Source organism: Flavobacteriales bacterium, assembly GCA_025210295.1.
Taxonomy (GTDB): Bacteria; Bacteroidota; Bacteroidia; order Flavobacteriales_D; family Parvicellaceae; genus S010-51.
In genome coordinates, this window is the sequence record JAOASC010000026.1 from 1 (window position 1) to 17,789 (window position 17,789).

The 17,789-nt window shown below is 33.4% G+C and carries 12 protein-coding genes, 1 rRNA gene and 1 other RNA gene; 4 read left to right on the forward strand and 10 right to left on the reverse strand.

Annotated features, from left to right (window positions below; genetic code table 11):
- Both rrf and N4A35_07150 read left to right on the forward strand, forming a co-directional pair.
- Positions 1-93, forward strand: a 5S ribosomal RNA gene (gene rrf, locus N4A35_07145); the annotation flags it as partial.
- A gap of 98 nt (positions 94-191) precedes the next feature.
- Entirely contained in the window at positions 192-926 is a 735-nt protein-coding gene (locus N4A35_07150) for a hypothetical protein (protein ID MCT4581178.1), read from the forward strand.
- Between the two features lie 49 nt (positions 927-975).
- On the opposite strand, the gene N4A35_07155 is transcribed toward N4A35_07150, so the two are convergent.
- The 4 genes from N4A35_07155 to N4A35_07170 form a co-directional block, all read right to left on the reverse strand.
- Positions 976-2,526 (reverse strand): DUF5106 domain-containing protein, encoded by a 1,551-nt coding sequence (locus tag N4A35_07155; protein ID MCT4581179.1) that lies wholly within the window; start codon positions 2,524-2,526, stop codon positions 976-978.
- Positions 2,527-2,610: 84 nt separating this feature from the next.
- Positions 2,611-3,801, reverse strand: a complete 1,191-nt coding sequence (locus tag N4A35_07160; GenBank protein MCT4581180.1) for a hypothetical protein — start codon at positions 3,799-3,801, stop codon at positions 2,611-2,613.
- On the reverse strand, positions 3,798-4,439 hold the full coding sequence (locus N4A35_07165; GenBank protein MCT4581181.1) for an ATP-binding cassette domain-containing protein: 642 nt from the start codon (positions 4,437-4,439) through the stop codon (positions 3,798-3,800). Before N4A35_07165 ends, N4A35_07160 begins: the two co-directional genes overlap by 4 nt.
- A 431-nt stretch (positions 4,440-4,870) precedes the next feature.
- Positions 4,871-5,134, reverse strand: coding sequence for a hypothetical protein (locus tag N4A35_07170; protein ID MCT4581182.1), 264 nt, complete (start codon positions 5,132-5,134; stop codon positions 4,871-4,873).
- 194 nt (positions 5,135-5,328) lie between these two features.
- Between N4A35_07170 and N4A35_07175 the strand changes: the two genes are divergently transcribed.
- A complete protein-coding gene (locus N4A35_07175; GenBank protein ID MCT4581183.1) occupies positions 5,329-6,837 on the forward strand; it encodes a hypothetical protein in 1,509 nt (502 codons plus the stop codon).
- Positions 6,838-6,840: 3 nt separating this feature from the next.
- Here the strand turns inward: N4A35_07175 and N4A35_07180 are convergent, their stop codons facing one another.
- From N4A35_07180 to rnpB, 4 genes are all read right to left on the reverse strand, one after another.
- Positions 6,841-9,246: a M1 family aminopeptidase gene (locus N4A35_07180; GenBank protein MCT4581184.1), complete on the reverse strand. Its 2,406-nt coding sequence runs from the start codon at positions 9,244-9,246 to the stop codon at positions 6,841-6,843.
- Between the two features lie 5 nt (positions 9,247-9,251).
- Positions 9,252-9,893, reverse strand: a complete 642-nt coding sequence (locus N4A35_07185) for an O-methyltransferase (protein ID MCT4581185.1) — start codon at positions 9,891-9,893, stop codon at positions 9,252-9,254.
- Positions 9,894-9,924: 31 nt separating this feature from the next.
- On the reverse strand, positions 9,925-12,270 hold the full coding sequence (locus N4A35_07190) for a PKD domain-containing protein (protein ID MCT4581186.1): 2,346 nt from the start codon (positions 12,268-12,270) through the stop codon (positions 9,925-9,927).
- A gap of 589 nt (positions 12,271-12,859) precedes the next feature.
- Positions 12,860-13,242: RNase P RNA component class A (rnpB, locus tag N4A35_07195), an RNA gene on the reverse strand.
- An 86-nt stretch (positions 13,243-13,328) separates the two neighbouring features.
- Between rnpB and N4A35_07200 the strand changes: the two genes are divergently transcribed.
- A complete protein-coding gene (locus N4A35_07200; protein ID MCT4581187.1) occupies positions 13,329-14,330 on the forward strand; it encodes a ketoacyl-ACP synthase III in 1,002 nt (333 codons plus the stop codon).
- A 107-nt stretch (positions 14,331-14,437) separates the two neighbouring features.
- Here the strand turns inward: N4A35_07200 and N4A35_07205 are convergent, their stop codons facing one another.
- Both N4A35_07205 and N4A35_07210 read right to left on the reverse strand, forming a co-directional pair.
- Positions 14,438-16,504 (reverse strand): T9SS type A sorting domain-containing protein, encoded by a 2,067-nt coding sequence (locus N4A35_07205; protein ID MCT4581188.1) that lies wholly within the window; start codon positions 16,502-16,504, stop codon positions 14,438-14,440.
- 120 nt (positions 16,505-16,624) lie between these two features.
- A complete protein-coding gene (locus N4A35_07210) occupies positions 16,625-17,698 on the reverse strand; it encodes an endonuclease/exonuclease/phosphatase family protein (protein ID MCT4581189.1) in 1,074 nt (357 codons plus the stop codon).
- Between the last annotated feature and the right edge of the window lie 91 nt (positions 17,699-17,789).

The following is a 17,789-nucleotide window of genomic DNA, read 5'->3' on the forward strand; positions in this document are numbered from 1 at the left end:
GAGTCCACCTCTTCCCATTCCGAACAGAGAAGTTAAGCCCATTAGCGCAGATGGTACTAGAGTAAAATCTGGGAGAGTATGTCGTTGCCGGTTTTTGAAAAGCCTTTACAAAACTATTTGTAAAGGCTTTTTTTTGATGAAAACTTTGCTCTAGTAAAATAGTTTTAGTTACTTTCCATTTTTAGCTTAAAATGACAAAAGTAATCACCTCCATAGATCTGGGACTAAATATCATTACCCCCTTAATAGCAGCTGCTTATCTGGTCTCATTAAACAATTATTTCTCCCCTCATATTTATTTTGTCTGTTGGTTAGGCTATATTATTCACATCACCTTTTCAATGGCTAGATTTAAAGATTTAGCATCTCTTAGATGGAGTTTACTATCTATTGCGAACTTAATTTTTTTTGGAGCTAAAGTAGCATTGGGAGACATAACATTACAAGAATTTTCAATATCTATTTTATTGAGTGAAGTTGGTGCTCAACTTTTTGGAATTATCTACCTCTTTCTTTTTACTGAAGGAATAAATGGAAAATCAGCCTGGGATACTTTTGGTACGGGAGGTACGCTTTTCTTTGTTTTGTTGTTTGTCGCTATAAACTATCCTATTCTAGGAGAAACAGTGCTGTTCATTAAATCCTCAAATATGAATGTATCAGTTCTCATCTTCTTTATAATTACTTTTATATTTGATGTGAAAAAGAGTATAGAGAGTATAACAGCAATTACAGAGAAAAGAAAAGCCAAGGTTGAAACAATAAATAAAGATATAGATAATGCCTTAGAGGGTGGAAAAAGCTTTAAAGAGTTAGGCTATGAAGCCCAGACTATTATCTTGACTTTGGGAGTCTGGTTTTTGGGGATAGGAAGTGTATATGTCATTTATATCATGCTTGCTCCAAAGGAATTTATTATACAATAAAAAAGGCCTCATTAAGAGACCTTTTATATAGTATTATATGTAGACTTAGTTATTGTTTTGAATTCGCTTTAGAAGCAGCAGCTTTCTCTTCACGTTCTTTTTTCTTACGCTCTTCTTCAGCTCTTGCTTTTGTTTCTTTCTTAGAAAAGTCTAATTCATCCAATTTCTCTTTAATTTCCATCATTTTTGCCAAATTTAAAGCATCTAATTTTTTAGCTAGAATTACTTTATCTTGATTCAATAAATAGATTTGAGGAGTACTAAATATATCATATGTTTTTCTAAAATTTAAACTTTGTAAATCAGTTACTTGTTGTTCAAAAATATACTTTTCAGGAGTTTTATTCGCACCAGGGAAATCAGAGATATTAATCCAATTTAATTTTTTATCTTTTATTACTTTTCTCCAGCCATCGTTTTCTAAACTTGTTCCTACAGCAACAATTTCAATGTCTACTCCTTTAGCTTTTAATTCGTCATACAATTCTTTAATTTTTGGCATTTCTTTTTTACAATGTCCACAGTCATCAGCCCAAAAAACTAATCCTATATACTTATTGTTTACATCCTTGTGTAAGTTTATCCATTTCTTCTCAGAAGTATCAGCAAGTCTAATATTAGGAGCAACTTTGTTCACTAATAATGGCTTTAAAGCTTCCTTACGCTCACACAATTCAACTAACTTCTCATCCTCTATCCAAAATGCTTTTGTTGCTTCAGGAGGACAGTAGTAAGTATCAGCCATACAAACGAAAACAGCATCCATTCCCATGATTTTAGAGGTTTCGTAATTATAAGTAACATAGTGTACAACATATTTAAACATATCTGTACCTTCTTTTATTCTGTTGATGATTTGATGTGCATTTTCACAAATGGTATCAGGCTGTTGCAATAACATTTTTTGGAAAAAGAATTCTAACTTATTGTGAAAAACTGGAGAATGAACCAACCTTTCATCTTCTAACATGATATTGTCCCAAAAATGTTGTTTATAATACTTATACCTTAAGGTATCATTTTCTTTGATCTCGACTGGGATTTCAGGATCAATAGACATATTTAATATACGTCCAATCAATAAGTCTTTATGTTCTGTAGCTAATTGCTTTTGGTAATTCTTTACTTCAGCATCTAAAGCTTTTCCTTGTTGATCTAATTCAGCAATTTTCTTTTTATCTTTTTTAGGATCTAGTTTTGCTTTAGCTTGTGAAAGTAACTTAGCTTCTGGCTTTTTTAAATTAATAAAGCGAATATAATCGTAAAAGATTTTATTTTCTTTAGACTTTATAATTTTCATGTTTTTTACAAAGTCATCCATCGAAGTTTCAATTTCGACATCTTTATCGGCCATGATAAATTCAAAATATTTTGGCCCAGGACAGATCACTGCATAAACACCTCCATCATAATGCTCCTTTTTAAATTGAGCTACACCATTTTTTGCTTCCGTAGTATCAGCGTAGTATAAACGATTTCCTAAATACTTAGCTAAATAAACAGTTGTGTCCTTTAAACCATCTATTTTAAACTTAAGGTTATATTGGGCGTTGATACTAAAACCTAAACCAATTAAAAGTAATACAATTAAATTTTTCATGAATAGTTAAATTTTATGTCTTTTTCTGACGTTAAATATTTTATTTAGATGCTTAGCTTAAGTTTTTTTAACATAATTTTACAATTACTTTTTTGCTAAACTCTTAATTGAACGGCTAATGCTGATGTAATTTATTAGTAAGAATAGCAAGATAAATGCCAAACCAGTTACAAAGGTAATTGTTGCAATTGAATTAGGAACTTGTAAGTCAATTTTATTTAATAACCAATAGGCAAATAAGTATTTAAATAAAAAGACAATAGATAAGGAAATTATAATAATGATCCCATATACCTTGATAAATAATTTTAAGAGTGTTTGACTAATCTGTTGCCATGTATACCCCAAGAGTAACAGCACTTTAATTTCCTCTTGAGATTTGTTAATGATAACCTGCGTATAAAGAATAAAAATAACAACGGCAAGAAATACGATAATTAGACCTATCGCCATTAAAAAATAGAAAAGAGAACTTGTGACTTGTTGGATTAAGCTTTCTTTTAATTGTTCGGTATTGGTCTCATAATTCTGTTGTTTAAGAAAAGCTTTTATACTAGGATCAGCTTTGTTAGGTGTAGCAATAATCAATCTAGATGGATCCTTTTCTATTTGATTACCAACTTCTTGATTTAAGTAGTTTAGAAAACTATCAGGAACCAGAATAGAATTCACTCGATCAGAAAAGTTAACAACTCTTCCATAATACGTTACATCTTTTTGATGACCTCTGATTTTTAGTTTAAAGCGTACACTGCCTATTAATGATTTACTAGCTTGAGGTGCTCCCATAGAAGGCGCTATACCATAATTATAAGCATCTAAAAATGTATTGGGTAAAATTATAGGAACCTCTTCGGTTCCTTTTTCCCATCCCCAGTCTTTGGTATCAACATCAATAAAGCGATTGGGAATAGATTCAAAAAATGCTAAAGTTGAAAAAGGGGGGAAGTTTCCACCTTCAAAGCTCATTACAACCATAACTTCAAAACCTGAACCACTCTTAAAAGGAGCAAGGTCTGTAACAAAGCTTTGCTTACGAAGTTCTTCTATATTTTTAGTGGTAAAATTGGAAGCCCCCATTCCTAAGGTATTAAAAGTCGAAATCTTCTTTTTTAGGACAAGATATTGATCATCATTATTTTGCTGAATAGCAGTATTGATATCAGTATATACTTGAATGGCTATTAATAAAAGGCATAAACCAATTACAGTGCCAATACTAGAAAGTATGAGCGTACTTCTATTTTTAGATGGTTGAAAGGCCTTATTAATCATAATTGAAGAGTTTTATTTCCTGTTATACCATAAGCATATCCTAATGTTGCTAAAAGATAAGATGCTCCTTCTCTTTTACAGGCATTGTCAATAATGTTTAAAGCTATTTTGATGTTTTCATCATCGATATGACTAAAAGGTTCATCCAATAATAAAAGCTCAAATGGTTGTAAAATAGTACGTATTAAAGCTATACGTTGTTGTTGACCAATAGATAGTTGGTGAATAGGTTTATTGATATGATCAGTAAGATGGAATTGAGCTATTAGGGATTTAATTTCATCGGTTGTATAATGCTGCGTTAGTCTATTTTTGATTAATAAGTTATCCCAAACACTTAGGTGTTGAATTAGTTTTAAATCTTGTGGCAAATAAGCTAATCGACAACGTCTTATTGTTGCCCAATCATTTATTGTTAAATCAGCAATATTTATTCCATCCATGGTAATTAGCCCTGTATAGTCGTTTCGTAAACCAAATAAATAGTTTAGAAGCGTACTTTTCCCTTTCCCAGAGTTAGATGAAACAAAATAAGATTGGTTATTCGTTAGTTCTAAATCAGAGTTCCAAACCTCAGATTGGGTTAGGTCTTCCACTTTAAAAGCAGCTGGAGTAACATTGTTAAGAATTATTTTCATAGAAATAAAGCGAATGTAACACAAATGTAGTATTTTTACAGTATGAATTAACACCCAAAGAGGTTCGTTTTAATTCTAGGCGAAAGCTGCCCATACAGTACAGTTTTTTAAACTTAACAATCCTTTTTATTGGGAATTAATTGTTTTAGCTATGGCGTGCCGACCTTTCTTTATAGATTGTCAGTCGGATTACAGACCTAAGACTGCGTTCTCAACCATGTTAAACAGAAGTTTAACAAACCTCAAATCTGTATGGGTTTTTATAGAAAAAATAAAAAGACCTTTTAAGTAGCACTTAAAAGGTCTTTTCTGTAATTAACTGAGGTCAATTAATTTTAAAGTCTTTAGTTTTTTTGTATTTGTTGAACTGTTTAAATTGTAAAAAGATACATAACTAAAGTTCTAATAAATTTGAACTTTAGTCTAAATAGTTATTTCAAATCACATTTTTGGATAATTTCTTGTTTATAGTTTGCAGCATCTGTTCTAGACTCTGTATAACTTAAATCTCCACAAGCATCATCAGCTGATTTTTCTTTCGCTTTGATTGTAATTTCTTTTTCAAATTTATAGCTATCATTGAAGCCTTGCCCTGACTGTTTGTGTTCTACTTCACATTTACAATCATACTCCTTTGCGCATGAAGTCATTGAAATTGCAGCAATCGCTACTGAATAAAAAATAATTTTTTTCATGATTTTGTTATTTAATAATTTCCAGCAAAGATGAATGGTATTTTGTGATTTGCTAATGACGTTAGGTAGACTGTGATACCCATTCTGCAAAGAAAGTATCAAATGTCACCTTTTTGTCCCCCTTCTTTTATTGTGCTTACTTCTGAGTGGCATAATTGATGTTATCTTTGACCAAAACTTAAGAATAGAGAAGTATGAGGTTTGTGATTTTAAGTACTATAATTTTACTCCCATTTATAGGGATGAGTAGCAATAATGAAGTACAAGAAGATAGTATTTTAATAAATCAAAGAGAAAAACTTAAAAACTTTCAAAGTGGAAAAATAACAGAAGAAGATCAAAAAGAATTGGCGAGAATCTATGTGAAAATGGCTCAAGTTTATGCTGATAAGTATAGTATGTATGATACATCTTTATACTATTTTCAAAAAGCAAATCAAACAGATTTAAAGAATATAGCGCCAAGTATGTATTCTAAAATAATGTTTCAGATAGCAAATGTGTATTCCCTAACAGATAAAATTGATTTAGCTATTGTTACGAACAGAGAAGCTATGAAAATTGGTGAAGCACATAAAGATACTTCGATGCTAATTAGGACAAATTGGTTAATGGGAAAAGCCTATTATAATTTAGATTTAGACTCTTCTTTATATTTTTTTACGGAAGCTAATCATTTTGCTAATGCCTACCAAGATGTGTTTATGTTACAGCAGACATTTAGAGCTCTAGGGCAAGTATATATTGAGAAAAAGAATTATGATAGTGCTTTAGTAATATTGAAAAAAATCCCATTAGAATCAATAGGTGTTTTTAGTGTCTGTAATTTAAAATTACAGTTTGCTATGCTATACCTCAATATTGATAATACAGCTGAAGCATTGCGTTATGCTTTGGATGCAAAAAGCATTGCTGATAGTCTAAATAATATTTCTTTGATTAAGAATTCAGCAGAATTATTGCAATCAATTTATATTAAAGACAATAACTATTTAAAAGCTTATGAAGCACAAGCCTTATGCTATAAAATGAAAGACTCGATTAAGAGCTTGGAGGTCCAAAAGAATATTGAGGAGCTTACTATAAAGTATGATGTAGAGTTAAAAGAAGAAAAGAATAAACAATTAAAATCAGCCTTAATTGCTATAAATTTAAAATCAAAAAATGAGCGTTTTATTATGGTTATAATATTATTAATCGTGTTGATTGTTTTTGGTGTACTATACTATAGGTATACAACAAAGAAAAGACGTTTAATTGTTTCTGATATGAAAGTAAAACTTTCTGAAGCAACTAGGAGAGAATTAATGGGACGTTTAAAGCATTCTCAGCATATGATTTTGGAGAAAAATAATTTAATTAATAGGCTGAAAGAAGATATCAATGAAAATGTTGAAAGTGGGGAAAAAACTAAACGTTTATTAGACAAACTCCATACTAAAAACGAATGGAGTGAGTTTTTGGTTGAATTTGAATTATTACACACAGGTTTTTTCTCAAAGTTAAATCAAATAGCAAAAGAACCTTTGACTAAAAATGATACACGATTATCAGCATTAGTCAAACTAAATTTATCTAATAAAGAAATTTCAGATTTATTATTTGTATCTGAGGCTGCAGTTAAAAAAGGTAAAAACAGATTGACCAAAAAAATAGAGTTAGAAAAAGGAGAGCGATTATCTTCTTATATGAATAAGTTGTGATAATTATTGTTTTATAAATTCTTTTTTTCCAACAGCTTCATTATCGTTATAAAAGATGATTAGATAAACGCCCTTAGGCCAATTTTCTACATGAAGAGTTGCAACTTCAAAAAGATCTTTTTTTACAATTACCTTTCCTAATAAATCCACTACTGCATAAGAATTTATTGTTGGAGAAGCCTTAAGAGAAACAATATTTGTAGCAAGAGATGGAAAGACATCAAAATGATTACCAGCATTAGTTTGTTCCTTAATATCTACTGCTCCACGTTTCCATCCAAAAGTATATTGTCCCAACTTAAATTCATGAATATCGACCCGACCATAACCATCTGTTTTAGAACCTTGACTATTGAATGTACAATTAGTCATCACTTGCCAATCTTCTTTGGTATTGGGTCTGTAGAATAAAACTAAACTATCTTCATTGAAGCCAGCACTTGAAGTCAGTAGATTGTCTAAGTTTCCCGAGTTATTATTTCTTCCATTGTATTGTAATCGGATAGTGGCATCAAAAGTTGAAGGTAAAATACCTGTAATGTTCCAATAACGTTCAGTAGAAATATCATAAATAAATCCTTGGCTACCATCTTTGAAGTGGTCTGGTGCTACCCAATTGTGCTCTACTTTTATGTAAGCAGAGTCACTAATGTTTTGAATTGTAGTTCTAAAAAAGGCGTGACTAAAATCTTTAACACCAGTAGAGCTTAAAGTTTGTGTTTCCGAAGTTACAGCTTGACTAATTTGATCTTTGCCATTTAAAAAAGAAAGAGTAGGGACAAAGGATGTTGTGAATTGAAAAGTGTTTTGAGCTCCATTCATTAGAAAAGAAAAGCTTTCTTCAGCCCAATTATGATTCTTAAAAGTAATTTCAAGCGGAACGTTTTGATATAAGTGTGGAGCTGCTCTTAGCTTTTGTTTAACATAAACAGTATTGTCATAATTTGTACCATTATATGTTGTCTCAATAGAATCTATGCTAAAATGAGGAAATCCAGGATTAAAGACCCAATCATTAAAAAAGTCAGTAACGTTAATTGTACTATGAGTATTAATAAAGTCTCTTAAATCATAGGCGTCTACATCTTTAAATTTGTTAGCATCTAAAAAAGCTGTTAACGTAGCAAAGAAAATAGAGTCCCCCATATAACTACGCAATGTATGTGCAACATCAGCGCCTTTATTGTAAGAATGATCCCCATAAGTATATTCATGAGGAACACCATGAATGGCTCTAAACCCATCATCATTGATATGTGCATGATGCAATACTTCTTTGTGATTTTCTCGAATACTGCTAATATAAGAGTCATAGCCATAAACATGTTCTAAAAATAAACGCTCAGAGTATGCGGCCATTCCTTCATTTATCCACATGTCTTCGGCTGTTCTACAGGTGACTAAATTTCCCCACCAATGATGAGAAAGTTCGTGCGCCATCAAAGTTTCATTTGCTAAATTACCATTAGCGGCATAAATAGGATAAGCAATATTCGTAGCATGTTCCATAGCACCAGCATTAAAAGGAACTAAAGAGTAACCAACTTTATCCCAAAAATAAGGACCATAACCATTTTCAAAAGCGGCCATTGCTTGATTCAAATTCACAAAAGAGTTTTTAAGGTTGGTGGTATCATTGGCTTGCGCTGATAGCATGATGGGAATAGTGGTGTTTGATAGTTGACTGGAGTAATTTTGATAGATATGAGTATAATTTCCAACAGCAATGCCTGCCAAGTAAGTCGGTATGGCTTGGTTCATTTCGAACGTCGTTGTTTTAATCGAAGAGTTAATCGCTTCATTGGTTAATAAACCACTACAATGAACAGATTTAGAGGTGTCAGTTTTTATCGTAAAGGTATAAGTTGCGCGTTCAACAAAGTTATCAAAACATGGATGCCAAACCCTACCGTAATTATGTGGATTGTCTTGAAATCCAACCCCTAGATTATAAGCGTAGTTTCCAGAGAAATACCAACCTCCCCAACCACTAGGATCTCCCTGAGGAGAGCCATGATAAAAAACAGTGAGTTGACTCGTGTCATTTTGATTTAAAACGTTATTTAACTGAACGAGAATTAAGCTGTCGTTATAATTAAAAGAAAGGTTTTGATTGTGCTGTTGAATAGAATCTACAGTTAGCCTCAACAGGTCTAAACTTAATGAGTTAATGTTGTTTTGCAAAGCAACAAAATCAATGGTGCAAGCACCAGAAATAGCTTGGTTACTAAAATTTGTAATGGCTAAGTCAACTGAATAATGAAGGATGTCTATTGTGTCACTTCTCAAATTGTCTGTAGTAGATGATTTGACTAAATGATGTTTATGATTCTTATGACTACATTGGAGCTGTGCAATTGAACTGAATTGAATAAGCAATATAGCAAGTAATAGTAAACCGTTTTTCATCCCCTTTATAATTTTCTAGCAATCATTAAACCATCCCTAACTGGCATAAGTATGTTTTCAACACGTTCATCATCTTGTATTTTTTTACAATAGTCAACCATTGCTTGTGTGTCTTTATCATTAGGAGCGATAGGTTCAGCGACTTTACCACTCCATAAAACGTTATCAGCGATAATGTATCCTCCTTTCGTCGTTTTATCAATGACTAAATCAAAGTAATTGGAGTAATTTATTTTATCAGCATCAATAAAAATGAGATCAAATTCTAAATCTAAATCGGGGATTATTTCCATTGCATTTCCAATTCTGAAATCAATTTGTTCTTTGTATTCACTTTTATCAAAGTAAGATTGCGTAAAATCTTCTAACTCTTCGTTTTTATCAATCGTTATGAGCTTTCCTCCTTTCTGCATACCCTCAGCTAAGCATAAAGCACTATAACCGGTATAAGTTCCTATTTCTAAAATATTTTTAGGGGTTGCCATATGACTAAAGAGACTCAAAATTCGACCTTGCATATGCCCAGAAAGCATTCTGGGGATCATAACTTGTAGATGAGTTTGGCGATTCAAATCATATAATAACTCATTTTCAGGAGTTGTATGCGCTTCTGAAAATTCATCTATTTGAGCTGGTATAAAGTCCATAGGTTTAATTTTAAAATATAAAGATAGTAGTTTATCTCAACAATATCACATGTCCCTTGTAGTGATGTGTTGCTCCAAAACCATCAATTACAGTAAGCTTCCATATATAGGTATCTGTTTTGGCAGGAACAGTTTTATGTTCTCCATCCCAGCCTCTAGTGAGATCATCTGTAAAATAAATTAAGGTTCCCCATTTATCAAAAATAGAAAGTTCTGCTTGTTGTAGATTATAACCTACAACATTAAAGATATCATTGTCACCATCTCCATTGGGGGTAAAAGCGTTAGGAACGTATATACTTGTAACGGCATCAATGGCAATAACTAGTTCGCTAGTGTCAATACAATTGTTGATTGTACTAGCAATTAAAGTCACTGTATATTTACCAGTGTCTTGATAGGTGTGTGATAGCTCAAATAAATTACTTGTTTCATGATCACCAAAATCCCATTCATAATTATCGGCCCCAATAGAGTTATTGTTAAACTCAATATTCGATAAATACATATTAGTACTTGGTGGGCTAGCTTCAAAACTAGCGATAGGGTTATGAAAAACAGTAATGAAATTTTCTTTTAATAAGGTTTCTGAACAACCTAAATCATTTGTTACTGTTAGTTCAATATTAAAAGTTGTATCATTTTCATTGCTGTTATTTTCAAAGCAAACTTGGGGGGTAGAGGTATTACTGGTGGTATTATTTCCAAAATTCCAATCCCAAGCAATCATACTAGAATTGTTTGTCGTACTTAAATCATTCAAATTAATACATAAAGGAGAACAGCCTTCTAAAAGGTCACTTGAAAATTCTACCGTTGGTTTTTCTAACACTGTTATTGGGTTTTCGATGGTATCTTCACATCCAAAATTAGAGATTACGATAAGCTGGGTGGTGTATATTCCAGCTTGTGAATAGTAATTTACAGGATTGGGTAAACTTGATAAGTTTCCATCACCAAAATCCCAAGTAGTTGTTAGAATACTCCCTGAAGTAATTGTAGATTCATTGGTGAATTGAGTAGGAGGTTCATTTTCACAAACCTCAGTAGCACTAAAAGATGCAACAGGAACCGGATGAACAGTGATGGTATCATCGAAAGTCGCTACACAGCCATTGTTTGAACTGGCAATTAAGGTAACATGATAATCTCCTTCAGACGGGTAAACATGTGTTGGGGCCTGTTCTGAACTCAATACACTTCCATCCCCAAAATTCCATATCCATCCAGAAATATTATCAGGAGCATTAATTGTTGAGGTATTAACAAAAGTAATAGGAGTATATAAACACTCAGGATTTGCAGTAAAACTTGGTGCAGGAACAGGGAATCTGGTAATCGTTTGACTCAAGGTATCGTCACAACCATGAGCACTGGTAATAATTTGAGTTACGGTATAAGTTCCGTCAGTTGTATAAGTGTAGTTAGGAGAAGTGTCGGTACTCGTATTTCCATCGCCAAAATCCCAATCCCAGTTAATAATTTGCCCTGTATTGATGGATGAGTTATCAATAAAGTTAACCGCTTCATACAAGCAGTCATCAGTAAACGAATAAGCAGCAAGTGGTTCTGCAAAAACTTCGATTTGTTGTGTTGTCGATATAATACAGTTATTATCACTCGTTGCAGTTAGGCTAACTTGATAAACGCCGTCAGCGCTGTATGTATGCACGTCATCTTGGTTTGTAGAGGTGTTGCCATCACCGAAATCCCATGCCCAAGCAGCAATAGTACCAATTGAAATGGTTGTTTGATTAGTGAAACTTGTAAGGTCTCCTAAACAAGTATCATTAGCGCTGAAACTAGTAACAGGTAATGCATAAATATCAATGGTTTGTGTTAATGTAGCTACACAACCATCACTTGAGACAATACTTAGCGAGACATTTTTTGTTCCTGGGGTAGTATAGGTATGAGTAGGAGAAGGTGTAGTAGAAGTATTGCCGTCTCCAAAATCCCAATTCCAAGAAGTCAGTGTTGTCGTTCCATAGGGAGTTGAAGCATCTGTAAATGCTACAGTCTCATCTTGACAGGTGTTGTTGAATGAAAAACTAGCTGTAGGAGAGTTTACGATTAGGTCTACTGCAGCATATACACAAGAAGAGGATTGAGTTACAGGGTCAATGTAAAAAGCAGTAGCTGTTACCGTTTGGTTTCCGCCACCATTAAAAGTTAATGTCCCATCCCAATTAAGGTTGTTAAGGTTAGCAGTTAATGGTGACTCAGCAAAATTTCCTGTTAAGACAACCGAATCGGTAATAGCGTGGGTAACAGTACCTGCAATATTAAAGGCACAGTTTTCATTATCACCATCTAAATGAGAGGTGATAAAGATATTGGGCTCCTGTGCAAATATCGGTGTGATGTTGTCTAACATGATATAAGATAAATTGGGGGAACCCTGATTGATTCTAAAATAGATATGTGTAAAGTTTTGAGTAGGAGTAAAATTTACAGTAAATGTTTGCCAATTGGTATTTGTAACGACAGGTGAAGACCATAATAATTCTGTAGTTGCACAAATTCCTGTAGCACCATATATATTAAGACTAGATGGCCCTGGGTTAATTCCTCCTCCATTGGATGTTGTAATGGCCATATCTATTGTGAATTGATATGGTACTCCAGCTTGCATATTTCCACTTAACTGTTGAGAGGCTCCTTCTAGCCAATTGGCTCCACCATTCACAAAACCCACATACGAGTTCCCATCAGATGGTGGTAAGTTAACCCCCCAACTTCCTGGTTGGGTATCTGGAGTAATTCCACATGTGCTCCATGGAGCAGGAGTAATATGAGCGCCAGTAGGTCCCTCAAATGATGGATTAATAACTTCTAAAGGTGTTAATTCCTGACATTGAGAAAAATAAGCAAAAGGTAAAATTACGAGTATGGTGAATAAGGCAATTTTCATTATGTTCTTTTATATCTTAACGAGTCTACAAAGGGCAACGTTGCTTTTTGTATAAAATACCAAACCTATAAGCCGGGTTCTGTCTCAATTGAATTGAGCTCTATCATTTATCTCCACTTATTATCACTAATAAGCTCCATCAACCTACCCTCCAGATTAAGCGAGCAACTTTTTATATAACTAAGGTTATAAACTCTGGTATATTTGGTCTTTCAGCGTATGAGGTTTACCTAGCTAATAATGTTACCATTACTACTGGTGAGCTCTTACCTCACCTTTTCACCTTTACCTTACCCCAAAAGCAAGGAAGTTTGTTTTCTGTGGCACTTTCTGTATCTCAAATAAAATCAAGACCCTTCCCGTTAGGAAGCATACTGCTCTTCGCTGCCCGGACTTTCCTCTCTGAGTATTCAGAGCGATAGAACGGTTTGGCGACACAAAGATAAAGCTTAACATTTAAAATTGTTTGTTATTCATAAAATTTATTAGTTTTGGCTAACTAAACTAACGCATACACAAATATGTTTAATTCAAAGATTATAGGAACAGGGCATTACGTTCCTCAAACTAAGGTGTCTAATGATGATTTATCTCAAATGATGGACACCAATGATGAATGGATTCAAGAAAGAACAGGAATACAGGAGAGAAGATGGGCAGATAAAGCATTAGATGAGTCTGCAACAACAATGGCAGTAAAGGCCAGTGAAATGGCAATTCAAAAGGCAGGATTAAAAAACGAGGAAATCGACTTTATCGTTTTTGCTACTTTAAGTCCAGATTATTATTTTCCAGGAGGAGGAGTACAATTACAACATCTATTAGGTATGCCTACTGTTGGAGCTTTGGATGTAAGAGCGCAATGCTCTGGGTTTATTTATGCTATATCAGTGGCTGACCAATTCATCAAAACCGGGATGTATAAGAATGTACTAGTGGTAGGAGCCGAGTCTCAATCGGGGTTGTTGGATAAAACAACTAGAGGTAGAAATATGGCAGTAATATTTGGTGATGGAGCTGGAGCTGCTGTGTTAACAAGAACGGAAGACAATTCAAAAGGGGTATTGTCTACGCATCTCCACTCTGAAGGGCAATATGCTGAAGAGCTCGCTTTACTTAGTCCTAATCCATCTAAGTGGGTTAAACATTTTGAAAATAATGAAGAAGATTTAAGCTATTACCCATATATGAATGGTCCTTTTGTTTTTAAACATGCAGTAACTCGTTTTTCTGAAGCAATTGTAGAGGGACTTGAGCAAAATAAAATTGAAGCTCAAGATATTGACCTATTAATACCGCATCAAGCCAACTTAAGAATCTCTCAGTTTGTACAAAAAAAGTTTAAACTTTCAGATGATCAAGTGTTTAATAACATTCAAAAATATGGAAATACAACAGCTGCATCCATAGCAATTGCGTTATCCGAAGCTGTTGAAGAAGGGAAAATCAAAGAAGATGATTTGGTTGTTTTGGCTGCTTTTGGAAGTGGGTTCACTTGGGGAAGTGTTATTTTACGTTGGTAAAGCTAAAGAATAAAGAATAAAGAATAAAGAATAAAGAATAAAGAATAAAGAATAAAGAATAAAGAATAAAGAATAAAAAAAGAGGATAATTGCTTATCCTCTTTTTTTTATTGAACTTTCATTATTGGATAAGCTTTGTTTTGATATTTAATGAAGTAGACTCCGGGGTTAAGACTTGATAAATCTAATTGATGGTAGGCATTAATGTTCACAATTAACCTTTGTCCGTTAGCATCAAAAAGCTGTAATAAACTATAATCAATTGTTGTTTCACTTTTTAACGTGATTACATCTCGAAATGGATTAGGGTAAAGTGTTAAAGGAGAAGAAGTATTTTTAGGAAGATTAGCGTGCGGTTGAGTGGGAACATCAAAAAAGAATGTTGTAATGTGCCCCATAATTGAATCTCTAGCATTAACGGGGTAAATGGTTTCAAAAGGAAATGCAAAATAAACAAGCTTTCCTTGTATAGAAGATGAACCGAAGTTTCCTTGATAAGATATTGCAGCGCACTTTAATGAATCTGAAGTATAATAGAGTGCTTTACTGGCACCGTTAACAGGAGAAATAACATCAGGCCAATCTACATTGTAAGTTCCATTAGTGCCGTCATCAAATTGTAAAGTAGGTATGCTGTTAAATATTCCATAAGGAGTACTTGAACAAGAATAAACGCTGTTAGCTGCATTGTTAGGCGCATCTTCAATATAGGCAGCTTTAAGGTATTGATGGTAGAAAGTAGTGTCAGAGTTGGAACCAAGATGTTGTAAGTCCCATCCAATCTCAGAGCCTGAAATAAATAAATAACCTCCTTGGTCAAGATAATTTTGTATTTTGATTTGTTCCGTTTGATCTAAACAATGGGTTTGAGAGCTCTCTTCTCCAAGGATATAATCAATAGCCGAATAGTTGTTGAGGTTGATTAGGTTTTCAGAAATAGCGTCATTAGTAGCAGATGAAAAGATATAATTATTAGAATGAAGAGCACTACCATGTTGTCGAATGAAATTATAGGTGTTACCAACAGAATTCCGATCAAATCCATTTACAATTAAGAATGTCGAATTACTATCGCTTGGAATTGCAGCTAATACTTCAGATGGAAGAGAGAAACTTCCGTTAAATTCACGTACAAGTCTTATGTATTGTATTTGATCGGTTGTAAGCCCAGTGATGAGAGGATTAGAGTGATCAAGTATCACCTCATTCCAAAAGTTGATACCATCAGAACTTAATTGAACTTTAATGATTTCAACAGGGTTACTTTGGAGCAGCACACGGATAGTTGTGGCATTTTCGTTAGTAACCGCAAATGAAGTGATTTTATTTAATGTATTATCAAAAGGATAAAATGGGGTAGTAATTTGCCCCTCACTGCTAAATAATTGATGTAAATTAGGATCTTGTAATGCATCAGATATTAACAAAGAATCACCATTAATGTACACTTTGTTTTGGACGAGGCGTATTCCATGACTATAATCTACATAGTCAATGCTATGGCCATTATATACAGGTTGGATAGGGTTGTTAACTGAGGTGTGCCATCCATAAATGACTACATATTCATTGCCGTTTTCGTAAATTTCATTAGAGAGTATCACATCCTTTTTGTCTCCTCCAACAAGCGTGCCTAAAGGGTGGTTAACGATATTATTTTGTCTCACATTTCTTACAGCATCATTGTGTTGCTCAAAATAAGGTACTGTTGTCATTTGTGGACCAGGAGTTAAAGTAATAGGAGATAACTTCAATGAAGCTGTATTATAGATTTCATTAACCATTTGACTGGTAGGTAGGGTGGTGTTGGTGTAATGAGCAATCTTTTGAGCTAATCCAGGTGTAGTAGGACATAAAAAATAATTAGCATCACTTCCAATAGCTAAATAATCAGGAAGAACGTAGTAGGTAACAGTATAGTTTGTCCCATTTAATGTTTGGTTTTTAGTGATGGGGACTAAATTTCTTTGAAAGGAAGGAATGTTTCCTTTGATAACATGCTCATAAATGCTGTCTTCTCTAGCTTGTAAGCTAAGGTTAGTAATGCTATTTGCAAAACTATCCCCATCGGGGTAATTAGGGCTTCTTGGTGGGAGGTTTAAGGTTTGTGCGGATAAGCTTGAACTGATTGCAGAGATGCAGATCAAAAAAAAACTAATTTTTATAAAGAACATAGTGACTAAGTTTGTAATAGACTATGCAGTTTATAAAAATTAGTTTGAAGTACAAATAATTAGCAATTCTAATCTGCTATTCGTTTCGTTATAGTAATCAATAATTGATTTAATGTCTACTTATTTTTTCTCTTTGACTAAAACCATATATACTGGGAAGTGGTCACTATATCCATTCATAAAGTTAGGGCCAACATAAGTTCTATGTGGATACCCTTTAAAACTTCCGGTATCATTTTTTAAGAATTCTTTATTATAAACAACCGCTTTGAAGAATTTATAAGTATCAAAGTTATTATCTTTAGTAACAAAGCCAGGAGTTAAAATTAATTGATCAAATAAGTTCCAATTATCTCTCCATGCCAATGTCCCAATACCGTTTTTATAGAACTTTTCCATAGGGTTGTACAGTTTCTTTGGTGTTACAAACTCAATTTTGTCAACTGTTTTCATGGCTTTTTTGACACTTTTGTTTACAGGGTCATCGTTGAGGTCGCCCATGTAAACGACTTTAGCATTAGGTTCAGCAGCTTGAATTGAATCAATAATCGCTCTACCAACTTCACCTGCAGCAATTCTTCTAGGAGCACTTCTTTTTTCACCTCCTCTTCTTGATGGCCAGTGTGCAACAATGATGTGTATTCTTTCGCCATTTAATTTCCCAGTCACCAACAACTGATCCCTTGTTCTAAAGTGTTGATCTCCAGAATAGGTGTCAAGTTTAAATGGTTTAGAACTGATTAATTCAAAATATTTTGGGTTATAAAGCAATCCAACGTCAATTCCTCTAGCATCTGGAGAGTCGTATTGAACAATTTGATAATTTCTTGATTTGATTTGTTTTTGTGCAACTAAATCTTCTAATACCGTTCTGTTTTCGATTTCAGAAACACCTAAAATAGCCAGTCCATCAGGAAACGTTTTCGAACCAATTTTACTGATCACTTCAGCCATATTATTCAGTTTCTTATAATAGCGTTCAGTATTGAAATTCTTTTTACCATGTGGGGTAAAGTCTTCTTGGAGAATTTTATTGGTATCCGGGTCAACAATTGTGTCAAACAAGTTTTCTAGGTTATAAAAACCAATGCCTGCAACTTCATATTGTTTGTTTTTATCTAAGGTTGGTTTCTGCGCTATAGCTGAGGTTATCAACGAAGCTAAGATAATTGTTAACAAAGATTTAATATACATATTGTTATTTTTTAAAGTAAAAGACTAATTTTGCACTCGAAATAAACACTTTTTGTCACATTAACCGGTACAAATATAGTTGCTTATTAAA